The organism is Pseudonocardia alni, assembly GCF_002813375.1.
GTDB classification, from domain to species: Bacteria; Actinomycetota; Actinomycetes; order Mycobacteriales; family Pseudonocardiaceae; genus Pseudonocardia; species Pseudonocardia alni.
In genome coordinates this window covers 5,438,468-5,461,036 of the sequence record NZ_PHUJ01000003.1, presented here as the reverse complement: position 1 = coordinate 5,461,036, position 22,569 = coordinate 5,438,468, and the positions used below count along the sequence as shown (strand labels likewise).

The 22,569-nt window shown below is 74.0% G+C and carries 28 protein-coding genes; 19 read left to right on the top strand and 9 right to left on the bottom strand.

What is annotated here, in order from left to right:
* Positions 1-210: 210 nt before the first annotated feature.
* Entirely contained in the window at positions 211-1,317 is a 1,107-nt protein-coding gene (locus ATL51_RS26800; RefSeq protein WP_073577081.1) for an alpha/beta fold hydrolase, read from the bottom strand.
* An 84-nt stretch (positions 1,318-1,401) separates the two neighbouring features.
* Here ATL51_RS26800 and ATL51_RS26795 point away from each other — a divergent pair, with 84 nt between their 5' ends.
* Positions 1,402-2,553, top strand: coding sequence for an acyl-CoA dehydrogenase family protein (locus tag ATL51_RS26795; RefSeq protein WP_073577082.1), 1,152 nt, complete (start codon positions 1,402-1,404; stop codon positions 2,551-2,553).
* On the opposite strand, the gene ATL51_RS26790 is transcribed toward ATL51_RS26795, so the two are convergent.
* Genes ATL51_RS26790 through ATL51_RS26775 form a run of 4 tightly spaced genes read right to left on the bottom strand, consistent with a single transcriptional unit; the run spans position 2,543 to position 6,733 of the window.
* On the bottom strand, positions 2,543-3,754 hold the full coding sequence (locus ATL51_RS26790) for a trans-sulfuration enzyme family protein (RefSeq protein ID WP_301549210.1): 1,212 nt from the start codon (positions 3,752-3,754) through the stop codon (positions 2,543-2,545). The genes ATL51_RS26795 and ATL51_RS26790 overlap by 11 nt on opposite strands.
* Positions 3,755-3,762: 8 nt before the next feature.
* Positions 3,763-4,659 (bottom strand): ABC transporter ATP-binding protein, encoded by an 897-nt coding sequence (locus tag ATL51_RS26785; protein ID WP_083658891.1) that lies wholly within the window; start codon positions 4,657-4,659, stop codon positions 3,763-3,765.
* Positions 4,656-5,756, bottom strand: coding sequence for a FecCD family ABC transporter permease (locus ATL51_RS26780; protein ID WP_083658892.1), 1,101 nt, complete (start codon positions 5,754-5,756; stop codon positions 4,656-4,658). The genes ATL51_RS26785 and ATL51_RS26780 overlap by 4 nt, the downstream gene beginning before the upstream one ends.
* Positions 5,753-6,733, bottom strand: a complete 981-nt coding sequence (locus ATL51_RS26775) for a FecCD family ABC transporter permease (RefSeq protein WP_202417136.1) — start codon at positions 6,731-6,733, stop codon at positions 5,753-5,755. Before ATL51_RS26775 ends, ATL51_RS26780 begins: the two co-directional genes overlap by 4 nt.
* 205 nt (positions 6,734-6,938) lie before the next feature.
* On the opposite strand from ATL51_RS26775, the gene ATL51_RS26770 reads away from it, so the two are divergent.
* The 16 genes from ATL51_RS26770 to ATL51_RS26700 all read left to right on the top strand — a co-directional run bounded on the left by ATL51_RS26770 (position 6,939) and on the right by ATL51_RS26700 (position 19,414).
* On the top strand, positions 6,939-7,661 hold the full coding sequence (locus ATL51_RS26770; RefSeq protein ID WP_301549209.1) for a dihydrofolate reductase family protein: 723 nt from the start codon (positions 6,939-6,941) through the stop codon (positions 7,659-7,661).
* 98 nt (positions 7,662-7,759) lie between these two features.
* The gene (locus ATL51_RS26765; RefSeq protein WP_073577084.1) at positions 7,760-8,254 is read left to right on the top strand and encodes an Asp23/Gls24 family envelope stress response protein; all 495 of its coding nucleotides are present in this window, start codon (positions 7,760-7,762) and stop codon (positions 8,252-8,254) included.
* A gap of 2 nt (positions 8,255-8,256) precedes the next feature.
* Positions 8,257-8,637: a hypothetical protein gene (locus ATL51_RS26760; RefSeq protein ID WP_301549208.1), complete on the top strand. Its 381-nt coding sequence runs from the start codon at positions 8,257-8,259 to the stop codon at positions 8,635-8,637.
* A gap of 18 nt (positions 8,638-8,655) precedes the next feature.
* Positions 8,656-9,003 (top strand): hypothetical protein, encoded by a 348-nt coding sequence (locus tag ATL51_RS26755; RefSeq protein WP_073577085.1) that lies wholly within the window; start codon positions 8,656-8,658, stop codon positions 9,001-9,003.
* Positions 9,000-9,176 (top strand): hypothetical protein, encoded by a 177-nt coding sequence (locus ATL51_RS28765; protein WP_167410056.1) that lies wholly within the window; start codon positions 9,000-9,002, stop codon positions 9,174-9,176. Before ATL51_RS26755 ends, ATL51_RS28765 begins: the two co-directional genes overlap by 4 nt.
* Complete coding sequence (locus ATL51_RS26750; RefSeq protein WP_073577086.1) at positions 9,173-9,601, top strand: Asp23/Gls24 family envelope stress response protein; 429 nt, start codon at positions 9,173-9,175, stop codon at positions 9,599-9,601. The genes ATL51_RS28765 and ATL51_RS26750 overlap by 4 nt, the downstream gene beginning before the upstream one ends.
* A gap of 44 nt (positions 9,602-9,645) precedes the next feature.
* A complete protein-coding gene (locus tag ATL51_RS26745; protein WP_100880314.1) occupies positions 9,646-10,194 on the top strand; it encodes a DUF6286 domain-containing protein in 549 nt (182 codons plus the stop codon).
* The gene (locus ATL51_RS28500; RefSeq protein ID WP_157818542.1) at positions 10,194-10,871 is read left to right on the top strand and encodes an alkaline shock response membrane anchor protein AmaP; all 678 of its coding nucleotides are present in this window, start codon (positions 10,194-10,196) and stop codon (positions 10,869-10,871) included. The genes ATL51_RS26745 and ATL51_RS28500 overlap by 1 nt, the downstream gene beginning before the upstream one ends.
* Positions 10,872-10,938: 67 nt before the next feature.
* Complete coding sequence (locus ATL51_RS26735) at positions 10,939-11,691, top strand: 3-hydroxybutyrate dehydrogenase (RefSeq protein ID WP_100880963.1); 753 nt, start codon at positions 10,939-10,941, stop codon at positions 11,689-11,691.
* Between the two features lie 51 nt (positions 11,692-11,742).
* Complete coding sequence (locus ATL51_RS26730) at positions 11,743-13,323, top strand: alpha/beta hydrolase (RefSeq protein ID WP_073577165.1); 1,581 nt, start codon at positions 11,743-11,745, stop codon at positions 13,321-13,323.
* 410 nt (positions 13,324-13,733) lie between these two features.
* Complete coding sequence (locus ATL51_RS26725; protein WP_073577088.1) at positions 13,734-14,417, top strand: ABC transporter permease; 684 nt, start codon at positions 13,734-13,736, stop codon at positions 14,415-14,417.
* Entirely contained in the window at positions 14,410-15,483 is a 1,074-nt protein-coding gene (locus ATL51_RS26720; protein ID WP_392567389.1) for an ABC transporter ATP-binding protein, read from the top strand. The genes ATL51_RS26725 and ATL51_RS26720 overlap by 8 nt, the downstream gene beginning before the upstream one ends.
* Positions 15,480-16,286, top strand: a complete 807-nt coding sequence (locus tag ATL51_RS26715) for an ABC transporter permease (protein ID WP_073577090.1) — start codon at positions 15,480-15,482, stop codon at positions 16,284-16,286. Before ATL51_RS26720 ends, ATL51_RS26715 begins: the two co-directional genes overlap by 4 nt.
* A gap of 54 nt (positions 16,287-16,340) precedes the next feature.
* Positions 16,341-17,312, top strand: a complete 972-nt coding sequence (locus ATL51_RS26710) for a glycine betaine ABC transporter substrate-binding protein (RefSeq protein WP_253067901.1) — start codon at positions 16,341-16,343, stop codon at positions 17,310-17,312.
* Between the two features lie 161 nt (positions 17,313-17,473).
* Positions 17,474-18,448 (top strand): glycine betaine ABC transporter substrate-binding protein, encoded by a 975-nt coding sequence (locus ATL51_RS26705; RefSeq protein ID WP_301549207.1) that lies wholly within the window; start codon positions 17,474-17,476, stop codon positions 18,446-18,448.
* Between the two features lie 3 nt (positions 18,449-18,451).
* Entirely contained in the window at positions 18,452-19,414 is a 963-nt protein-coding gene (locus ATL51_RS26700; protein WP_100880312.1) for a DNA polymerase domain-containing protein, read from the top strand.
* A gap of 57 nt (positions 19,415-19,471) precedes the next feature.
* Here ATL51_RS26700 and ATL51_RS26695 read toward each other — a convergent pair whose 3' ends face one another.
* The 3 genes from ATL51_RS26695 to ligD all read right to left on the bottom strand — a co-directional run bounded on the left by ATL51_RS26695 (position 19,472) and on the right by ligD (position 20,986).
* Positions 19,472-19,666 carry a hypothetical protein gene (locus ATL51_RS26695; protein ID WP_062402385.1) on the bottom strand — a complete coding sequence of 65 codons (195 nt, stop codon included), beginning with the start codon at positions 19,664-19,666 and terminating at the stop codon, positions 19,472-19,474.
* A gap of 76 nt (positions 19,667-19,742) precedes the next feature.
* A complete protein-coding gene (locus tag ATL51_RS26690; RefSeq protein WP_100880311.1) occupies positions 19,743-19,985 on the bottom strand; it encodes a hypothetical protein in 243 nt (80 codons plus the stop codon).
* Positions 19,982-20,986, bottom strand: a complete 1,005-nt coding sequence (gene ligD, locus ATL51_RS26685) for a non-homologous end-joining DNA ligase (RefSeq protein ID WP_100880961.1) — start codon at positions 20,984-20,986, stop codon at positions 19,982-19,984. Before ligD ends, ATL51_RS26690 begins: the two co-directional genes overlap by 4 nt.
* Positions 20,987-21,042: 56 nt before the next feature.
* Between ligD and ATL51_RS26680 the strand changes: the two genes are divergently transcribed.
* The gene (locus tag ATL51_RS26680; protein ID WP_073577094.1) at positions 21,043-21,324 is read left to right on the top strand and encodes a hypothetical protein; all 282 of its coding nucleotides are present in this window, start codon (positions 21,043-21,045) and stop codon (positions 21,322-21,324) included.
* A gap of 42 nt (positions 21,325-21,366) precedes the next feature.
* Positions 21,367-21,819, top strand: coding sequence for a peptide-methionine (R)-S-oxide reductase MsrB (msrB, locus tag ATL51_RS26675; RefSeq protein WP_100880310.1), 453 nt, complete (start codon positions 21,367-21,369; stop codon positions 21,817-21,819).
* Between the two features lie 30 nt (positions 21,820-21,849).
* On the opposite strand, the gene hemQ is transcribed toward msrB, so the two are convergent.
* Entirely contained in the window at positions 21,850-22,545 is a 696-nt protein-coding gene (gene hemQ / locus ATL51_RS26670; RefSeq protein WP_062404609.1) for a hydrogen peroxide-dependent heme synthase, read from the bottom strand.
* Between the last annotated feature and the right edge of the window lie 24 nt (positions 22,546-22,569).

Here is a 22,569-nt window from a genome sequence, read left to right as displayed (position 1 = left end):
CAACTCTCTCCCGCCGCCTCCGCACGCCGGTGATCGCGATTCCGCGCGCTGATCCGCTGGGCGCGCGCGTCCGGACGCACGCGGACCGCGGATCACCGCGCGAACTCCGGATCACCGTGCGGGCGGGCTGCGGACGGACCGGGGACGGCGAGGCGCCGTCGGCGGCGGACGAACCGGGCCGCTCGGGCGGCAGTGGTCGGAGCGGGCCGGTCAGGCCCCGGCGGCGGCGGCCGGGCCGTCGGCGTCGTCGGGGGTGTCCGCGGCGGCGTCCCAGTCGGCCAGGGCCCGGTCGAGCTCGGGCCAGGTCGTGTCCCGGGCCCGGCGCCCGGTCAGCACGCCCAGGTGCCCGCCCGGCGAGGTCGTGAACCGCACCTCCGGGCTGCCGGTCAGCAGCGGAACGCCGGCGCGCACCGCCCGCAGCGGGGCGATGACGTCGTCCCGCCCGGCGACGACGAGCACCGGCACCCCGACGTCGGACAGCTCCACGTCACGCCCGCCCAGGCGCAGTCCGCCGTCGGCGAGGTCGTTGCTGCGCAGCAGCAGGTGGAAGATCTGCCCGAACACCCGCCCCGGGTAGCCGTGCATGTTGCTCATCAGATGGTCGACGGCCTCGATCTGGGCCAGGCAGTCCCGGTCGTCGATCCGCGACGCGATCGCCAGCGGCTTGGTGACGAGCTTGTCCACCGCGGTCAGCTGGAACGCCCAGCTCACCATCGGCGCCGGGAAGCTGCCGACGCCCCGGTAGATCGAGGAGATCAGCCGGCCACCGGTGATCTGCGCGAGCGGCCGGATCGGCGCCACCAGCGGCACCCGGGAGATGTCGACCGGGGTGCCGATCGCGGCGACCGAGCGCACCGGCAGCGGGTCGCGGGCCTGCACCGCGGCGGCGACGGTGAGCAGGGCGAAGATCCCACCGAGCGACCAGGCGACGAGGTGTACCTCGTCGTCGGTCTCCTCGGCGACCCGGCGGATCGTGTCGGGCAGCAGCTCGTCGACCCAGCTCTCGATGCCCAGGGTGCGGTCGGAGAACGACTTGGGACCGTAGTCGATCAGGTAGACGGTCCGGCCCTGCTGCAGCAGGTGCTCCACCAGTGAGCAGCCGCGACGCAGGTCGTAGGCGAAGTCCGGGGCGCCCAGCGGCGGCACGAGCAGCACCGGTGCACCGCCGGAGGGGTCCACACCGGACAGCGGGCGGTACCGGAACAGGATGCCCTGCGGCGAGCCGACCACCGCGTCGCGCGGCATCCGTCGCAGGTCGGCGAGGTGACCGACCACGGCCCGGTCCCACACGTTGGCGGCGGCGTCGACGAGATCCACGGGCGCACCCTACCGGCACGCGCGGGTCACCGACGGCCCGTGAGGACGACCGGAGTTACCGACGGGTATGTGAGACTGCCGGGCATGCAGCGCGAGATCTTCGACGACGAACACGACGCGTTCCGCGACCTGTGCCGGACCTTCATCGCGAAGGAGGTCACCCCGCACCACGAGCAGTGGGAGGAGGACGGCCAGGTCGACCGCGCGGTATGGACCGCGGCCGGGGCGGCGGGCCTGCTCGGCACCGCGGTCCCCGAGGAGTACGGCGGCGGCGGGGTCGACGACTTCCGCTACAACGCGATCCTGGCCGAGGAGATCGTCGCCGCCGGGGCCAGCGGGATCGGTTTCCCGCTGCACAACGACGTGGTGCAGCCCTACCTGCTGCGCCTGTGCACCGACGAGCAGAAGCAGCGCTGGCTGCCCGGGTTCTGCAGTGGTGAGCTGATCACCGCGATCGCCATGACCGAGCCCGGCACCGGCTCGGACCTGCAGGGCATCGCCACCAACGCCAAGCAGGACGCGAACGGCGACTGGATCCTCAACGGCTCCAAGACCTTCATCACCAACGGCATCCTCGCCGACCTGGTGATCGTCGTCGCCAAGACCGACCCGGACGCCAAGCACCTCGGCTTCACCCTGTTCGTGGTCGAGCGCGGGATGGAGGGGTTCGAGCGCGGCCGCCGCCTGAAGAAGGTCGGCATGAAGGCTCAGGACACCGCGGAGCTGAGCTTCACCGACGTGCGGGTGCCCGACGCGAACCGGCTCGGCGAGGTCGGCCAGGGCTTCGTCTACCTGATGCAGAACCTCGCCCAGGAGCGGCTGTCGATCGCCGTCGCCTCGGTGGCCGGCGCCGAGGCCGCGGTGGCGATGACGCTGGAGTACACCAAGGAGCGCAAGGCCTTCGGCCGCCCGGTGGCGAACTTCCAGAACACCCGCTTCGAGCTCGCCGAGATGGACACCGAGGTCTCCATCGCCCGGGTCTTCGTGGACCGCTGCATCACCGAGCACAACCGCGAGGGGACCGAGCTGTCGGTGCCCGACGCGGCCAAGGCCAAGTGGTGGTGCTCGGACCTGCAGAACCGGGTCGTCGACCGCTGTGTGCAGCTGCACGGCGGCTACGGCTACATGCTCGAGTACCCGATCGCCCGCGCGTTCGTGGACTCCCGCGTGCAGGCGATCTACGGCGGCACGAACGAGATCATGAAGGAGATCGTCGGCCGGTCGCTCATCGGCTGACGGTGTCCAGGGCCCGCGCGATGTCGGCCACGAGGTCGCGCGGGTCCTCCAGCCCCACCGACAGCCGCAGGTGGCCGAGCCGGCGGAACTCCGGCGGGAAGTGCGCCGCGCGGCCCTCACCGCCCGCGCCGACGTGCACGATCAGCGACTCGTCGTGCCCGAGCGACACCGCCGAGGTGATCACGCGCAGTGCGGCGACGAACCGGTTCTGCAGCTCCGGCGGACCGTCGAGGGCGAAGGCGAGCATGCCGCCGTACCCGCCGTCGAGGGTGCGGGTCGCGAGCGCGTGCTGCGGGTGCGACGCCAGCCCCGGGTAGGCGACGTACGCGACCTCCGGGCGGGACTCCAGGTACTCCGCGACCTGCTGCGCGCCGGCGCAGTGCGCGCGCATCCGCATCGGCAGGGTCACCGCGCCGCGGGCGATCAGCCAGGCGTTGAACGGGCTGATCACTCCCCCGGCGTCGACCATCGCGTCGGCGCGGATCCGCTCGACCAGCTCGCGGCGGCCCAGCACGGCACCGCCCATCGCGTCGCCGTGGCCGTTGACGTACTTGGTCAGCGAGTGCACGACGAGGTCCGCGCCCCGCTCCAGCGGCCGTTGCAGCACCGGGGTCGCGAACGTGGCGTCCACGCTGAGCAGGGCACCCGCCTCGTGTGCGACGGCGGCGACGGCGTCGACGTCGGTGATCCGGGTCGTCGGGTTCGCCGGGGTCTCGACGTGTACCAGCCGGGTCTCCGGACGGATCGCGGCGCGCACCGCGTCCGGGTCGGAGGAGTCGACCAGGGTGGCGGTGATCCCCCACCGGGCCGGCAGCAGCTCGGTGAGCAGCCGATGGGTGGCGACGTAGGTGACGTCGGAGCTGACGACGTGGTCCCCGGACCGCAGGAACGTGAAGAACACCGCGTGCAGCGCGGCGACGCCCGAGGCGAGCGCGACCGCGGCACAGCCGCCCGGCGACACCCCGGAGGGATCCTCCAGGGCCACGAGCTTGTCCTCCAGCCAGCCCTGGTTCGCCCCGCCGTTGCGGGTGTAGAGCCGGGTCGCGGTGCCCGACCAGTCCAGCTCGGAGGGGTCCTCGGGCAGCGCGTAGGAGTTGGCCGCGACGATCGGGCGGCGGATCGCACCGGTCCCGGGATCGACGTCGTTGCCCGCGTGCACCGCGCGGGTGGCGAGGAAGGGCGGTCGGTCGCCGGAGGTCACGCCGGAGATCATGCCTCGGCGATCGGCTCCGGGGCACGCAGCGACGGGCCCGCGTCCGGCACGACCAGCGGGGTGCCGGTCACCGGGTCGGGCAGCACCCGCGCCCGCAGCCCGAACACCTCGGCCAGCAGCTCCTCGGTGACGATCTCGGCCGGCGACCCCGCCGCGACGATCCGGCCGTCCTTCATCGCGACGAGCCGGTCGGCGTAGCGGGCGGCGAGATTCAGGTCGTGCAGCACCATCACCACGGTGCGGCCCGCCTCGGACTGCAACCGCCGCACCAGCTCCAGCACGTCGACCTGGTGGGCCAGGTCGAGGAAGGTGGTCGGCTCGTCGAGCAGCAGCAGGTCGGTCTGCTGCGCCAGGGCCATCGAGATCCAGGCCCGCTGGCGCTGGCCACCGGACAGCTCGTCGACCGGACGCTCGGCGAGGTCGGACAGGCCCGTCCAGGTCAGCGCCTCGGCGACGGCGCGCTCGTCGTCCGAGGACCACTGCCGGTACCAGGCCTGGTGCGGGTGCCGCCCGCGGGCGACGAGGTCGCCGACGGTCAGCCCCTCGGGCGCCAGCGGCGACTGCGGCAGGATCCCCAGCACCCGGGCGACCTCCCTGGTCGGGGTGCGGTCGATCCGCTTGCCGTCGAGCAGCACCTGACCGGTCCGGGCGGGCAGCAGCCGCCCCAGCGCCCGCAGCACGGTGGACTTGCCGCAGCCGTTCGGGCCGATGACGGTGGTGACCGCGCCGGGCTGCACCTCCAGGTCGAGCCCGTCGACGATGGTGCGGTCGCCGTAGCCGAGCGTGACCTGCTCGGCCGACAGCCGGACCACACCGGGACGGACGGGGTCGCCCGCCGTCGTCGTCCGGGAGGTGGTGGCCTCCGCGACGCTGATGTCCTCGACGGTGCTCATCGACGGGCCTCCTGGCGGGTGCGGGCGAGCAGGTACAGCAGGAACGGGGCGCCGAGCACCGCGGTCACGATGCCGACCGGGAGCTCGACGGACCCCAGTGCGGTGCGGGCGATCAGGTCGGACAGCACGGTCAGTGCCGCGCCCAGCACGAGGGAGACCCCGATCGGCGGGGTCCCGACCCGGCAGAGCCGGCGCGCGATCTGCGGGGTGACCAGTGCGACGAAGGCGATCGGGCCGGCGGCCGCGGTCGCGACCGAGGCGAGCCCGACGGAGACGAGCAGCAGCGCGGTGCGGGCGCCGTTCACCCGCACGCCGAGGCCGCGGGCGGTGTCGTCGTCGAAGCGCAGGGCGCCGAGCAGGTGCACCAGGGCCAGCGCCGCGGGCACGAGCACCAGCATGGAGATCGACAGCGGGACGACCTCGTTCCAGCTGCGCGCGTTCAGGCTGCCGTTGAGCCAGACCTGGGCCTGGGCGGCCTGGTAGATCTGGGCGACGGTCAGCAGCCACTGCACCGCGGCGACGAGCACGGCCTGGATCCCGATGCCGATCAGCACGAGCCGGAAGCCCTGGATGCCCTTGCGCCAGGCCAGGACGTACACCGCGGCCGACGACACGAGCCCGCCGATCAGGGCGGCGAGCGGGATGCCGAGCGAGGCGAAGGCGCCGCCGACCCCGGCCACGCCACCCCCGAGCACGATGACGAACACCGCTGCCGCACTGGCGCCCCACTGGACGCCGATGATGTCCGGGCTCGCGAGGGGGTTGCGGGCGACCGACTGCAGGATCGCGCCCGAGACGGCCAGCGCGCCGCCGACCAGCGCACCGACCAGGGTGCGCGGGAGCCGCAGCTCGAGCACGACGAGCTGCTGACCGGCGTCACCGCCGCCGAACAGCGTCGCCAGCACGTCGGTGATCGCGATCGGGTAGTCGCCGCGGCCCATGTTGACCGCGGCGGCGAGCACCAGCGCGACGGCACAGGCGAGCAGCACGACCGCGGTGCGGATGCGCAGCACGCCGGAGAAGCGGCCCGCGCGGACGGCGCGACGGCCGGGGACGGCCACCGTGCTCGGCGGGCCGGGTTCGGTCACGGTGCTCACACGGCCCCCAGCTTGCGACGGCGCACGAGCGCGATGAAGAACGGCCCGCCGATCAACGCGACCACGATGCCGACCTGCAGCTCACCGGGGCGGGCCACCACCCGTCCGACGACGTCGGCGAGCAGCAGCAGCACCGCCCCGGCGAGCCCGGAGGCGGGCAGCAGCCAGCGGTGGTCGGGCCCGGTGAACACCCGGACGACGTGCGGGACGATCAGTCCGAGGAACACGATCGGCCCGCAGGCGGCGGTGGCCGCCCCCGCGAGCAGCGTGATCGCGACGACGCCGACCACCCGGGTCCGGCGGACCGAGTGCCCCAGCGAGGTGGCGACGTCGTCGCCGAGGGAGAGCGCGTTGAGGGCGGGCGCGCTGGCCAGCGCCAGCGCCGTGCCCGCGAGGATGAACCACACCACCTGGCCACCGACCGCGGCGTCGCGCCCGGCGAGCGAGCCGACCACCCAGAACCGGTAGGCGTCGAGGCTGGTCTCGTCCAGCAGCACCACCGAGGACGTACCCGCCTGCAGCAGGAAGCTGACCGCCGCACCGGCCAGGGCCAGCGACACAGGGGTGGCGCCGCCGGGTGCCCGGGTGCCGATCACGAACACCACGACGCTGGCGACCAGCGCCCCGGCGAAGGCGAACCAGACGTAGCCGAACAGCGTGCTGACACCGAAGACGTAGATGCCGAGGACGACGAAGAACGCCGCACCCGCGTTGACGCCCAGCAGGCCGGGGTCGCCGAGCGGGTTGCGGGTGAAGCCCTGCACGAGCGCGCCGGCCAGGCCGAGCGCGATCCCGACCAGTACCCCGAGCAGGGTGCGCGGGATCCGCAGGGAACGGATGACCACGTCGTTCTCGCTGCCGGTCGGGGCGACCAGCGCGGAGAACACCTCGTTCACCGGGATGACCTTGGTCCCGATCGCGATGCTGGCGAGTACCGCGAGCAGCAGCGCCGTGGTCAGGGCGGCGAGGCCGAGCAACCGCCTGCGCCGGAGCGACCGCCGTGGGGGCGCCGGTTGTTCCACCGACGGTGGTCGGACGCGGATCGCGTTCACCTTGCTCGTGGCCCCCTGCTCGACCGGATGCCCCACCCGTCCGGTGCGGCTCCGCTCACCATAAGTGAGGCTGCCCTACGACAGAACACCCCCGTGCGTCACGCCGCCCGCACGGCGGGATGCTCGGGCGGTGCCCATCGAACCCTCCGCGTCCGGTCCCCCGCCCGTCCGGCCGCGGGTCACCGCGGTCATGGTCAGCTCCGCCGACGGGGCCGTGACGGCAGGCGGAGCGGGGTCCGGTGGCCTGTCCACCCCGGCCGACCGCGACCTGTTCCGCGCCCTGCGACGGTCGGCCGACTGCGTGCTCGTCGGGGCGGGCACCGCGCGGGACGAGGACTACCGGGGCGTCCGGCCACGCCGCCCCGGGCCGGACGGGCGGCCGCCCGGGCCGCCCCCGCCGGTCGTCGTCGTGAGCGGGTCGGCCGGACTGGACCCGGGTGCGCGGCTGTTCACCGACACCGTCACGGCGCCGGTCGTGCTGACCACGGCCGCCGCCCCCGCGGACCGGCGCGCCGCGCTGCGCGCCGCGGGTGCCGAGGTCGTGCTGCTCGACGACCTCTCCCCCGCCGCACTGCTCGCCGCGCTCGCCCGCCGCGGCCACACCTCCGTGCTGTGCGAGGGCGGGCCGACCCTGCTCGGCGCGCTGGTCGGGGCCGACGTCGTCGACGAGCTGCGCCTCACCCTGGTTCCGGTGCTGGTCGGGGGCCCGGAGGGACGGATCGCGACCGGGCCGCGGCCCCTGCCCGTACCGCGCGCGCTGCGCCTGGCCGGCCACGAGGCGGCCGCCGACGGGACCCTGCTGCTGCACTACGTCCGCGCCGCCCCCGGGACCCCGGCTCCTCCGAACGAGTGAACCACCGTGAGGGAGGGCCACGGACGGGCATCCCACGGGGGACACCACACGCACCGCGGCGGGCCCCCACCCGGGGCCGGCCCGTGAGAGGAGCACCGATGACCTCCGGCACCCCGACCACCACCCCCGCCACGACCCCGGCCGCGCCCCCCGCGGGACGCCTCGCCGACGGCACCGGCCAGGGCCGCACCACCATCGCCGCGTCCGTCGTCCAGAAGATCGCCGGCATCGCCGCGCGCGAGGTCTCCGGCGTGTACTCCATGGGCTCCGGCGCATCCCGCGCCTTCGGTGCGCTGCGCGAGCGCATCCCCGGCGGCGGCACCAGCGGCGCCTCCACCGTCGCCGGCGTGGCCGTCGAGGTCGGCGAGAAGCAGGCCGCGGTCGACCTGGACGTCGTCGTCGAGTACGGCGTCGCCATCGCCGACCTGGCCTCCGCGGTCCGCCGCAACGTCGTCGGCGCCGTCGAGCGGATGACCGGACTGGAGGTCATCGAGGTCAACATCTCGGTGAACGACATCCACCTGGCCGGCGAGGACGACAACCGCGACGAGGCCCCGGTGGCTCCGGCCCCGACCGGCCGCGTCGTGGAGTGACGGTGTCCGAGCCGACCCCGCCCGACGCCCGGTCCCCCGCCGCCGTGGTCACCGGTCCGCCCGGTGCGGCGGAGGTCGCCGCGCAGCGGCGCCGGGAACCGGCACCGGCCACGCTGGCCGAGCTGGTCGCCGAGGCCGTCGTCGCGCACCCGTCGGTGGTGCGGCTCGACGGCGGCACCTTCGGGACCGTCGCGACCTGGCTGTCCGGGCGGCGGTTGGTCGGCGTGCTCGTCGGCAGTACCGACGAACCGGTCGAGATCGGGGTGGTGCTGCGCCTGGACCGGCCGATCCCGGCTACCGTCGCGGCGCTGCGGGCGTCCCTCGCGCCGTTGGTCGACGGGGTCCCCGTCGACGTGACGGTCGCGGACGTGGAGGTCCCCTGAGGTGGAGGTGGGTACGGGATGGACGAGCCGGATCCCGGCGGGCACGGGGGCCTGACCCCCGCGCAGCGGTCGGCCTACCGCTCGTTCGTCCGAACCCACCACCCCGACCGCGGCGGTGACCCGGAGGTCTTCCGCGCCGGGCTGGCCCGCTTCCGCGCGCTCGCGGCCGACCCGCACGCCGGCCGGACGCCCGACCCGGACGACCGCCGCTACGACGCACCGATCGAGATCGTGCCCGACCTGCCGCTGCCGACCCGGGTCCTGGTGGCCCTGATCCGCACCATCCGACGTCGCACGCACCCCCGGGTCGACCGGCCCGGCCGGCACGCCCACCGCTCCACCCGTCCCGGAGAGGACATTCCATGAACGCCACCCAGACCGGCCTGCTCGCCGGCCTCCTGCTCGGAGTCGCCGGTGCCACCGGCGGCTTCCTCGCCTTCGTCATCACCCTGGTGCTCGGCATCATCGGCCTGGTCGTCGGCCGGCTCCTCGACGGCGAGCTGGACCTGTCCGGCCTCGGCCGGGGCCGCGACCGGTGAGCACCCTCCCCGACCCCGCCGAGCGCGGTGTCCTGGAGATCGACCCGGCGGTGCTGCGCACGATCGTCGAGTACGCCGCGGACACCGCCCCGGCTACCCGGCACCGCGCCCGGCGGGTCGCCGGGCTCGACGTCGGCGAGTCCGGGCCGACCGCCCGGGTGACCCGGCGGCCCGGTCCGGCACGGGGCACGGTCGGGGCCGCCGTCGGCGCGGCGACCGGCGACGCCGGTGAGGTCGACGTCCGGCTGCGGCTCACCCTGGCCCACCCCGGGTCGGTGCGGGCCGCCGTCGCCGACGTCCGGGAGCGGATCGACGCCGACCTGCGTCGCACCACCGGGCACCGGCTGCGCGGCCTGACCGTCGAGGTCGAGGCCCTCCGGCCGGAGGACGCCCGGCCGCGCCCGGACGCCCCGCGCGTGCAGTAGAACCGTCGGATCCTGAACGAGTCGGAAGAAGGAGGCCGGGCCCCGTGCGTGTCCTGCTCCGCGTTCTCGCGCCGCTGCTGAGCCTGGTGGTGGCCGCGATCGGCGCGCTCGTCGTCGTCGAGGTGGTGGCCGCCTGGGTCGGCCGGGTCTCCGGCGCCGGGCTGCTCGTCCCCTGGCGGGACTGGCGCACCACCGTCCAGAACACCCTGTGGACCGCCGAGCCGGTGCTCTGGATCGCCGTGGGGCTGATCGTCGTCGGGGCCGTGCTGCTGCTCGTCGGGTTGCTCGCCCGCCGCCACGACGTCGCCCTCGACGCGCCGTCGCCCGGGCTCACCGTCGCCACCGCGCCGCGGGTGCTGGCCCGGCTGGTCGGCACCCGGGTCCGGGCCGCGGACCCGGTGACCGCGGCGTCGGTGACCGCGTCGGCCCGGTCGGTCGTGGTGAACGCCCGCGGCCGCGGCGACACCGACGCGCTGCGCGAGGCGGCCCGCGGTGCCGCCTCCGGCGTCCTCGACGCGCTGCCCCTCGCGCGGCGCCCGCGCCTGACCGTGCGCGCCACCCCGGAGCAGCCGGGCTCGAAGGGAGTGCAGTGATGGCCGACGCCGTGACCTCGACGGGGAGCACGCCGGGGACCTCCGGCCCGAACCCGCGCCGCGCCGCCCGGACCGCGCGACGCGCCCAGTACCGCTCCGCGGGCGGCGCCCGCGGCGGGCTCGTCCTGCTCGGCGTGGTGCTGCTCGCCGTCGGTGTGCTCACCGTGCTGCTGGTGACCGGGGTCTTCGGGCAGGGCCGCCCGCAGCGCCCGCTGCTGGACCCGCTGGTCGAGCAGTTCCTGCTGGCCAACGGCACCGCCGCCCGCCTGGTCGCGATCCTGGCCGGTCTCGTGCTGGTGCTGCTCGGGCTCTGGTGGACCGCGCGGTCGCTGCGCCCGGAGAGCCGGCCGGACCTGGTCCTGGACGGCGGCCCGGACACCGAGATCCGGATCGGCGCCTCCGCCGCGGCCGACGCCGTCGCCGACGGGGCCGCCACGCTGCCCGGGGTGACCCGGGCCCGCGCCCGGATGGTCGGCAGCACCTCCGCGCCCGCGGTGCGCGCCACCGTGTGGGTCGGCGAGGACGTCGCCGACGGGGAGGTCGCCGAGATCTGCCGCCGCCTCGACGCCGAGATCCTGCCCGGGATCCGCGACGCGCTGGGGATGGCGGACCTCCCCGTCGCGGTCCGTCTGGAGCTGGACGCGGCCCGCCGCGACGACCGCCCGCGGGTCTCCTGACCCACCGGCCGGGTCCGTGACCCGGCTCACAGGGGCCGGGCCGGTCGGCGACCGTACGGTCGTCGGCATGAGCGCAGTGCTGGACGGCAGGACGGCCCTCGTCACCGGGGCGGGCAGCGGGATCGGGGCCGCCGTGGCCCGCAGGCTCGTCGCCGACGGGGCGAAGGTGTACGCGGTGGACCTCGCCGAGGACCGGGTGGCCCTACTGGCCGCCCAGAGCGACCTGGTCACGCCGCTGGGCTGCGACCTGTCCGACCTCGACGCCGTGGAACAGCTGCCCACCGACGTCGACATCCTGGTCAACAACGCCGGCCGCCAGCACGTCTCGCGGCTGGAGGAGTTCGACCCGGAGATGTTCTCGAACATCCTGCGCCTGATGCTGGAGTCGCCGTTCCGGCTGATCCGCCGGTCGCTGCCGCACATGTACGCCCGTGGCTGGGGACGGGTCGTGAACATCTCCTCCGCGCACGGCCTGCGGGCCTCGCCGTACAAGTCCGCCTACGTCTCGGCCAAGCACGGCCTGGAGGGCCTGTCGAAGGTCACCGCGCTGGAGGGCGCCGAGCACGGCGTGACCAGCAACTGCATCAACCCCGCCTACGTGCGCACGCCGCTGGTCGAGGCGCAGATCGCCGACCAGGCCCGCACGCACGGGATCTCCGAGGACGAGGTCGTCACGAGGATCATGCTCACCCCGGTGGCGGTGAAGCGGCTGATCGAGCCCGCCGAGACCGCGGAGCTGGCCGCGCTGCTGTGGGGGCCGGCGTCGGCGTCGATCACCGGCACGTCGCTGTCCCAGGACGGCGGCTGGACCGCCCGGTAGGGGTGCGGCGCTCACCGCGGCCACACCCCGGTACCGGCATGATCGGTGCTCGTGCGGCGGTGGAGTGTGCTCGGGGTCCTGCTGCTCGCCGTACTGCTGCTCGCCGGGTGCGCCGTCGGGCCGTCGCAGCGGCCGCCGGTGGCCGTGCGGGGCGAACAGCTGCCTGCCGCTCCCCCGACGTCGGCCGCGGGCCCGCCCGCCGACCCGGACCTGCTGCCCGACTCCGACCCGGTCCGCACCACCGGGTTCACCGACTGCACCGCCGGCACGGCCGCGGCCCTGACCACGGCGGGCACCCCGCTGCCCGCCGGGCGCGTGCTGTCCGTCGGCTGCGCCCGGCTCACCGTGCCCGCCGACCGGGACCGTCCCGAGCTGGGCCCGGCCCGGCTCGGCCTGACCCGGGTCACGACACCCGGCGCGGCGGACGGGCGCCCGGCGCTGGTCGTGCTGGGTGACACCGGCACCGACGGGTCCGCACGGGCGGCGGTGAGCCTCGCCGCCCGGCTCCCCGCCGCCGTCCTCGACCGCTACCAGGTGATCGGCGTGGACCGCCGCGGCACCGGCGAGGACCTTCTCGACTGCGCCCCGGTCGACGCCCGCGCCGCCCTGCTCGACGCCGGACCGGACCGCCGCGACGAGGCCGCCATGACGGCACTGCTGGAGCGGGCCCGTGAGGTCGTGCAGGACTGCAACCTGCTGCTGTCGGGCACGTTGACCAGCTACCGCGCCGCGAGCGGTGCCGACGACCTGGAGTCGCTGCGGTCCGTGCTGGGCGCGGCCCGGCTGGACCTGCTCGCCGTCGGCGACGGTGCCGACGCGGCGGCCGCCTGGATCGGCGCCCACCCGGGCTCCGTCGGGCGGGTCGTGCTCGACGGGCCCGGTGACCCCACCCTCGACGAGCCGGCCCGGACCGAGACCACGACCGCGGCGGCGGAGAAGGCCTTCGACGCCTTCGCCGGGGCCTGCACCGCGTCGCCGACCTGCCCGCTGGGTCCCGACCCGCGCGGCTACGTCGACGAGCTCGTGTTCCGCCTGTCCCGCACCGCGCTGCCCGTCGGCGACGGCGACGCGGTCACCGCGGGCGCGACGCTGCGCGCGGTCCGGTCGGTCATGTCCCAGCCCGCGCGCTGGCCTGAGCTGCAGTCCGCGCTGGTCGCGGCCGGCGACGGCGACCCGGCGGGGCTGGTCCGCATCCTCGCCCCGCTCGGGGGTCCGCAGGGCCGTTTCGACGCCACCCTGGCCACCCGCTGCAACGACAGCCGGGTGCGGGTCACCCCCGGTGAGGCCGCGGACCTGGCCGGGCAGTGGGCGCAGCGCTTCCCGCTGTTCGGGGTCGCGGCGGCGCAGGAGCTCGTGGCCTGCGGGCCGTGGCCGTCGGGTGGACCGGTCACCCCGGCGGCGCCGCGGGGCGCTCCCCCGCCCCCGGTCGTCGTGATCGGGACCGCGCAGGACCCGCAGTCGCCGCAGAGCGGTGCCGAGCGGACCGCCCAGCAGCTCGCGACGGGGCGGCTGGTGCGCTGGCAGGGCAGCGGGACCGGGGCCTACCCGCGCACCCCGTGCGTCACCGACGTCGTCGACCGGGCGTTGCTGACCGGCCGGGCGCCCTCCCAGCCCGTGGTCTGCCCTCCGTAACCCCGTGCTCCGGGCGGCTCACCCTGGGTAGGTCCAGACCATGGTCGGGATGCGACGAAACCGGCGCAGAAGGTCACGATTGCGTATCCGCCGTTTTCCGGGGCGGTTGCGGGAACAGCGTTGTCGGCCATCCTCACCTGCGACAACGGGCGTACGAAACGTTTCCGGAATGGCTACGCCATCGTCGCGGAACGGTCCGTTCGGCTTACCGGTGCCGCCGTTCTGCGGCTAGGCTCCGTCCGGCGAGCGGGAGACCGCAGGTCGTGCCCACCGCACCGGTGGGCGTACGCGAACTCCCGGTCACGTCGTTCGGGTGGGTGTAACGCCGAACGGACCCGACGACGAGTGGTGCGGAAGGACCGTGCCCCTGCCCCGAGCGGCGGGCACGGACCCCGGGCGGAAGGAGCACGGTGGATTTCTTCACCTATGTCGGCAGCCAGCTGAACCAGTTGGTGTTCTACGGCCAGCAGCATTTCCTGCTGGTCGCGATCTCGGTCGGAATCGCGGTCGTGATCTCGTTGGTGGCGGGCACCCTGCTGCACACCAATCGGCTGACTCCCGAGTCGTGGAGCCGGCCGGTCCGGGCGGGCTCCCGTGAGGCGTTGCTGATCATGTTCTCCGCCGCGCTGACGATCCCGTCGCTGGCGCTGTTCGGTCTGCTGCAGCCGATCCTGGGGCTCGGCGTCACGCCGTCGCTGACGGCGCTGACGATCTACGCGATCTACCCGGTGCTGCGTAACGTCGTGGCCGGGCTCTCCTCGGTGGACGACGCCGTCCTCGAGTCCGCCCGCGGGATGGGGATGGGTTCGGTCCGGCGGATGTTCACCATCCAGCTGCCGCTGGCCTGGCCGGTGATCCTGTCCGGCATCCGGGTCGCCGTTCTGATCATCATCGGTATCGCGGTCGTCGCCGGCGCCATCAACGGCCCGGGCTTCGGCTCCTCGCTCTTCCTCGGCCTGCAACGGCTGGGATCGGTCAACTCGTTCAACCAGGTTCTGGCGGCCACACTCGGCTGCCTCGTCGTGGCTGCGGTCTACGAGCTCGTCTTCTGGATCGTGCAGCGTTTCACCACCCCGAGGGGGATCCGTGTCTGATTCCGGCAAGCCGATGATCGCCCTCGAAGGCATCAGCAAGACCTATCCGAAGTCCACCACCCCGGCCGTGCAGGAACTCGACCTGCACGTACCCGAGGGCACCATCTCGATGTTCATCGGGCCGTCCGGCTGCGGCAAGACGACCACGCTGAAGATGATGAACCGGCTCATCGAGCCCAGCACCGGCCGCATCCTGCTCGACGGCGACGACGTCACCGACGTCAACGCCGACGAGCTGCGCCGCCGCATCGGCTACGTCATCCAGCAGGTCGGCCTGTTCCCGCACTTCACGATCGGCGACAACATCGCCGTCGTCCCGCGGATCCTCGGCTGGGACCGCAACCGGATCACCGCCCGGATCGACGAGCTGCTCCACCTGGTCGGGCTCGAGCCGAAGACCTACCGCGACCGCTACCCCCGCCAGCTCTCCGGCGGCCAGCAGCAGCGCGTCGGCGTCGCCCGCGGGCTCGCCGCGGACCCGTCGGTGATGCTGATGGACGAGCCGTTCGGCGCCATCGACCCGATCACCCGCGAACGCATCCAGGACGAGTTCCTGGAGCTGCAGCAGCAGATCGCCAAGACCATCTGCTTCGTCACCCACGACCTCACCGAGGCGGTCAAGCTCGGCGACCGGATCGCGGTGTTCGGGCCCGGCGGCGCGCTGCAGCAGTACGACACGCCCGACATGATCCTGACCCACCCGGCCAACGACTTCGTCGCCGAGTTCGTCGGTTCCGGTGCCGCGGTGCGACGGCTGTCGCTGCTGGAGCTGTCCCGCCTGGAGCTGCAGTCGGTCGACCTCGACGGGACCGCCGCCCGTAACGGCTCCCCCACCTACGAGGCCGACGCCGAGGGCCGCCCGGTGCGCTGGGCGTACCTGCCGGGCACCGCCGACCTGCCGAAACTGGTGACGGTGCCGCGCACCGGCACCGTCTACGACGCCGTCGACGTCATGCTCGACTCCCAGACCGAGCTGGTCGGTGTGGTCGACGAGCAGCAGCGGCTGCAGGGCGCGCTCTGGTGGCGCGACCTGGTCGAGGGCCTCAAGACCAAGGCCGGTTCATGAGCGCCCCCGCCGCCGAGGAGACCGGCGCGGCCGAGCCGTCCGGGTCGCCCTCGGCCGAGCCGGTCGTCCGCCGGACCCGCCGGCTGGACCGGTCGCTCGTCGTCAACCCGCTCATCGCCGTCGCCGGCGTGGTGCTGGTGCTGGTCTACGCCGCGTCCCAGGGGCTCGACGGCGTCGAGGCCTCGGTCATCAACGCGTCCTCGCTCGGGCAGCGGCTCGGCGAGCACCTGATCCTGACCGGGCTGTCCACCCTCGTCGTGATCATCGTGGCGATCCCGGCCGGCATCGCGATCAGCCGCCCGTCCGCGCGTCGTATCCAGCGTCCGATCCTGGCCTTCACCGGGTTCATGCAGGCGCTGCCCGCGTTCGGTGTGATCGTGCTGCTCGCGTTCTCCCCGCTCGGTCTCGGCCTGCCGACGGCCGTCGTCGCGCTCGCGCTGGCCGCGCTGCTGCCGGTGCTCACCAACACCGTCGTCGGGCTCCAGCAGGTCGACAAGGCGCTGATCGAGGCCTCCCGCGGCATCGGGATGTCGGCGCGGCAGACCCTGCTGCGCGTCGAGCTGCCGCTGGCGACGCCGGTCATGGTCGCCGGTGTCCGCGTCGCGCTCGTACTGAACGTCGGCACCGCGGCCCTGGCCACCTACGTCGGCGCCGGCGGTCTCGGCGAGCCGATCAAGGGCATGCTCGAGCTCGGCCGCCCCACCGGAACCCTCGTCGCGGCGACCATCGTCGCCGCGCTGGCCCTGATCGTGGACTGGCTCGCCGGTCTCGCCGAGTACGCCGTCCGCCGCAACGCCGGCTGACGCGGGCCCCGCTCGCCCCCGAATCCCCGCAGTACCGCATTCCCTGGAGGACACGTGAAGTTCGGACGATCCCGGCGTCTCGCCCTGACGGCGATGGCCGCCGCCGCGGCGCTCGCCCTGGCGGGCTGTGGCGGCCTGAGCGGCAGCGGCCCCTCGGCCTCCGGCGGCTCCCTGGCCCAGGCCGGCGACCTGAGCGGACAGAACTACGTCGTCGGCGGCAAGAACTTCGACGAGCAGCTGGTGCTCTGCCAGATCACCGTCGCCGCGCTCGAGTCGGCAGGCGGCAACGTCACCGACCGCTGCAACACCGGTGGCACCGACGTCACCCGCCAGGCACTGCTGGCCGGGGACATCAACATCTACTGGGAGTACACCGGTACCGCCTGGGCGTCCTTCTTCAAGGAGACCCGCCGGATCACCGACGACAACGAGCTCTACGACCTCGTCGCCCAGCGGGACCTGCAGCAGAACCAGATCCAGTGGCTGGACAAGGCCAACTTCAACAACACCTATGCCTTCGCCATGACCGAGGCGAAGTCACAGGAGCTCGGCATCACGACGCTGTCGCAGATGGCGGACTACATCAAGTCGGGCAAGGCACCGGCCGGCTCGGTGTGCGTGGAGACCGAGTACAACTCGCGTGACGACGGCCTGCGCGGCCTGGAGAAGACCTACGGCTTCACCGCACCGAACCCGCAGGTCCTCGCCACCGGCGTGATCTACCAGGCGACCGCCGACAACAAATGCCTGTTCGGCGAGGTCTTCACCACCGACGGCCGCATCCCGGGCCTGAAGCTCAAGGTCCTCGACGACGACAAGAAGTACCACGTCACCTACAACGCGGCGCCGACGATCAAGGCCGACGTCTACAACGCCAACCCCGCCGTCCGGCAGGTGCTGGCGCCGATCGCCCAGGCCCTGGACTACAACACCATCCTCGACCTGAACGGCAAGGTGTCCTCCTTCGGCCAGAACGAGCGCGACGTCGCCCGTGAGTGGCTGACCCAGCAGGGCTTCATCGGCTGAGGTGCCCCGGTACGCCCACCGCGTCCCCGCCCCCGCTCCACCGGGTGCGGGGACGCGGTGTGTTCCGGGTCGATCACCGTGTGTGCGTGGGCGTTGCGCCGACGGACGGATCGTGGTCGGCTGGCCGGACCATCCTCATCCCCGCGAACCAGGACGATCCCGTGAGCCCCTTCCCCGGCCGCAGGCTGCGGACACTGGTCCCGGCCCTGCTCGCCCTCGCGCTGCTGGCGGGCGGCTGCACCGGGCTCGCCGGAGGCGGGCCGCGGGCCTCCGCCGGGTCACTCGCCCCGCGGGTCGACCTGTCCGGCCGGACCTACGTCGTCGGGTCGAAGAACTTCGACGAGCAGCAGATCCTCTGCCAGATCTCGATCGCGGCACTGGAGTCCGCCGGGGCGTCGGTGACCGACCGGTGCAACGTCGGGGGCTCCGACGTGACCCGGCAGGCGCTGCTGTCGGGGGACATCTCCACCTACTGGGAGTACACCGGCACGGCGTGGGCGTCGTACCTGCGCGAGACCCGCACCCTCCCCGACGACCAGGTCCTCGCCGAGCTGCGCACCCGCGACCGTGCGCAGAACGGCGTGGTGTGGCTGGACCGCGCCGGGTTCGACAACACGTACTCCTTCGTCGTCGACGGGGCGACCGCGGCGCGGCTGAACCTGAACACGATCAGCGACATGGCCGCCTACGTCCGCTCCGGGCAGCCCGGCGACGTCTGCGTCGAGACCGAGTACGCCTCCCGCGCCGACGGCCTCGCCGGGCTCCAGCGCGCCTACGGCTTCGAGCTCCCCCGCGACCGCCGCGAGACCCTCGAACAGGGTCTGATCTTCCAGTCCACCGCCGACGGTGTCTGCCTGTTCGGCGAGGTCGCCGCCACCGACGGGCGCATCCCGGCGCTGGGCCTGAAGGTCCTCACCGACGACCGCGGCTACCACATCACCTACAGCGCGGTCCCGGTCTTCCGGGCCGACGTGTTCGACCGGGCCCCGCAGGTCGCCGACCTGTTCGCCCCGATCACCGCGGCCCTGGACCAGCAGACCATGCAGCAGCTCAACGGCCGGGTCTCGGCAGGCGGGCAGAGCCCCCGGGACGTCGCGCGGGCCTGGCTGGCCGAGCGCGGGTTCATCGGGAGCTGAGCCGTGGCGCGCCGGCAGGTCGACGAGGTCCGCGACGGCGTGGAGCTCACCAGTCTCGACGCCGAGGCCTTCGACGGCGCCGGCGTCACCAAACGGGCCCTGCTCGACCACCTCGACGCCGTCGCCGCGCTGCTGCTGCCCGCGCTGGCCGACCGGCCCCTGTCGGTGGTGCGGGCCCGTCCCGGCCAGGCGCCGTTCATGCAGAAGAACCTCCCGCGCGGGGCGCCCGGCTGGATCCCGACCGTGGACGTGTGGGCGGACTCGTCGCAGCGCACCGTGCACTACCCGCTCTGCCACGACCGCCGCACGCTGCTGTGGTTCGGCAACCAGCGCGCCGTCGAGTTCCACCCGACCCTCGTGCCGCACGGTGCGACGACCACCGGCGAGCTCGTCGTCGACCTCGACCCGCCCGACGGCGCCGGCTTCGATCGGGTCGTCGCCGCCGCGCACCCGGTCCGGGCGGCGCTGGCCGAGCTGGGCCTCGCCGCCGCGGTGAAGACCAGCGGCGCGACCGGCCTGCACCTGGTGGTCCCGCTGTCGGAGCCGCTCCCGGTCGAGGACGCGTTCGCCGCGACCCGCGCGGTGTGCGCCCGTGCCGCGACACTGGCCCCCGACGTCGCGACGACCGCGTTCATCCGGGACGACCGCGGCGGCCGGGTCTTCCTCGACCCGACGCGCGTGGGCGGGGCCACCCTCGCCGCGCCCTACAGCCCGCGGGCCCGCCCCGGCCTGCCGGTGTCGTTCCCCCTCACCTGGGACGAGCTGGACCGGGTCACGCCCGCCGACTTCACGGTGGGCACGGTGGCCGGGCTGCTCGCGGGCCGTCCGACCTGGGCGGAGCTGCGGCCCGGGCCGGCCCCGCTGCCGGAGGTCCTGCTCACCGAGGGCAGGGCGATCCCGGTGCCGCGGGTCGCGGCCATGCACGAGGGGAAGCGCCGCAAGCGCGCCCGCGAACGCGGTGAGTGATCACCCGTCGTGGAGGATCCGGCCCGCCCCACGGACGCTGCGCTCCACCACCGGTGATCACTCGTCGATGTCGCCCCGGGCGCGCCGGTAGATCCACCGGTCGGCGTCGGCGTGCGGACCGATCAGGACGTAGCCCCTCGGGTCCCCACCGGGGTCGGACAGCTCGATCGTCCGCGGCGGACGGCCCGTGGCGTCGGGGTCGATGCGCACCTGCTCGCCGGCGTAGGGGCCGTCGTCGATGACCGCGTACATGGCAGACGATTGTGCCACCCCGGGCGCCCCGCCCGGCCCCGTCGGACGAGGGGGCCGGGCGGGGCGTGGACCCAGGTCAGTTCGCCGACCCGGTCCTGGTGATCGTGGTGATCGCCAGGGTGGGCGCGGTGGTCGAGCCGCCCATCGTGTTGCCGTGGGTGTAGGGCTGCCCGACGACCACCTCGGCGCGGAAGAGGTCACCCTGCACCAGATCGGCGAGGGCGCTCTGCTCACCGGAGAGCAGCGTGTTGGTCCTGTACTCGTACCACTTCGAGTGCCGGACACCGTCGACGGGCCCGTCCTCGCCCGCCCGCCTCACTGCTTGCGCGCCCGGCTCGGCTGCACCCGCAGCGGCTCGCCGGGCATCTTCGGGTACTCCGGCGGGTACGGCAGGTCCCCCAGCCCCCGTTCGGCCTCGTCCTCGGCGTACCACTCCAGCGCGGTCGCGCAGCTCCCCCGCTCCTCACCCGCGCCGGCGTGCGGGTCGCCGTGGCGCCCCAGCAGACCGGGCACGGTGCGCAGGGTGAACTCGGCGGGGTCGACCTCGCCGAGGTCGTCCCAGGTGACCGGCATGGAGACGGTCGCGGCGGGCAGCCCGCGCACCGACCAGGCCGAGGCGATGGTGCGGTCGCGGGCGGCCTGGTTGTAGTCGAGGAAGACCCGCTCGCCACGCTCCTCCTTCCACCAGTCCACGGTGGCCAGCTCCGGGATGCGCCGGCAGACGCGGCGGGCGATCGCGATCACCGCGTGCCGGACCTCGACGAAATCCCACTCGGGCCGGATCGGGCAGGCGACGTGCACGCCCCGCCCGCCGGAGGTCTTGGCCCACCCGGTCAGCCCGGCCTCGGCGAGGACCTCGCGCAGCGTCTGCGCGACGACGACGGCGTCGCCGAAGTCGGTGCCCGGCTGCGGGTCGAGGTCGATGCGCAGCTCGTCGGGGTGCTCGGTGTCGGCGCAGCGGACCGGCCACGGGTGGAAGTCGAGGGTGTTGAGGTTCGCCGCCCAGGCGATCGTCGCGGGCTCGGTGACCGACACCGACTCGGCGGTACGGCCGCTGGGGAAGGTCACCGTGCAGGTCCGCACCCAGTCCGGCGCGCCCTTCGGGACGCGTTTGACGAAGAACGGCTCGCCGGCCACCCCGGAGTTGAACCGCTTCAGGTTGGTGGGGCGGTCGCGCAGCGCGGCGGTCATGGGCTCCCCCACCGCGACGTAGTACTCGACCACCTCGCGCTTGGTGATGCCGAGCTCGCCGAACACGACCTTGTCCGGGCTGGTCAGGCGGACGTCACGCGGCCCGTCGGGCCCGTCCACCTGCAGCATCACGACCTCACGGCTCGCCACCCGGCGAACCTACCCCCGGCATCTATCGTGTGCCCATGAGTTCCGACCGGTCCCCCCGGTTCGACGACGACCTGCTGGGCCTCGACCCGGAGGACCCGGAGGCGCGGGCGTTCGCCGCGCACCTGGACCGCATGCAGCGCGTGCCGTCGTGCTCGGTGGAGGGCTACATCCGCGGCGTCGGGGACTTCGCGGAGTCGGCGAACCGGCTCCGGGGGCCGCAGCGCGCCGCCGCCGTCGGGGTGACGGTGCTGCTGTTGCTCGTCGCGGCCTGGGTCATCGCGAACGCGGCCGGGTTCGTCGTCGCCACCTGGGTCTGACGACCGGCGGCACACGACCGATCAACGGGTTACCGTGGATGCATGGGTCTGTTCAGCCGCAACACCACCACCTCCGACGCCGAGCTCCCGGCGGCGCCGGTGCAGAAGACCGACGACGAGTGGCGGGCCCAGCTCAGCCCGGACGAGTACGAGGTGCTCCGCAAGGCCGGGACCGAGCGCCCGTTCACCGGTGAGTACACCGACACGACCACCACCGGCGTCTACCGCTGCCGGGCCTGCGGGGCGGAGCTGTTCCGCAGCGACTCCAAGTTCGAGTCGCACTGCGGGTGGCCGTCGTTCTTCACCCCGCTCGCGGGTGAGGCCGTCATCGAGCGCACCGACTCCAGCCTCGGCATGACGCGCACCGAGGTGCTGTGCGCGACCTGCCACGGCCACCTGGGCCACGTGTTCGCCGGGGAGGGCTACGGCACGCCGACCGACCTGCGCTACTGCATCAACTCGGTGTCGCTGACCCTCGAGCCCGCCGCGGAGTAGGGGCCGCCGGCCGGCGGCCCCCACCGCCGGTCAGGGCAGGGACGCGACGAGGTCGCCGACCTCGACCCGCGGGCCGGTGTAGAACGGGATCTCCTCGCGGACGTGGCGACGGGCCTCGGTGCCGCGCAGGTGCCGCATGAGGTCGACGATGCGGTACAGCTCATCGGCCTCGAAGGCCAGGATCCACTCGTAGTCGCCGAGGGCGAAGGCCGGGACGGTGTTGGCGCGCACGTCGGCGTAGTCCCGGGCCTCCTTGCCGTGGTCGGCGAGCATCGTCCGACGCTCGGCGTCGGGCAGCAGGTACCACTCGTAGGACCGGACGAACGGGTAGACGCAGACGTAGCGCTTCGGGTCCTCACCGGCCATGAACGCCGGGACGTGGCTCTTGTTGAACTCCGCCGGGCGGTGCAGCGCGGTCTGGCTCCAGACCGGCACGCTCGCCCGGCCGAGCGCGGTGGTGCGGCGCAGGTCGGAGTAGGCGGCCTGCAGCGACTCGATCTCCGAGGCGTGCCACCAGATCATGTAGTCGGCGTCGTGCCGCACACCGGCAAGGTCGTAGACGCCGCGGACGGTGACGTCCTTGTTGGCGAGCGAGTCGAGGTACTCGGTCGCCTCGCGGGCGGCGGCCGAGCGGTCGTCGCCGAGGCGGCCGGGCTCGACCCGGAAGACCGACCACATGGTGTAGCGGATGGTGTCGTTGATCGCTTTGACGTCCACGCGGGCCATGTCCGGCATGGTACGCGGCCGGTG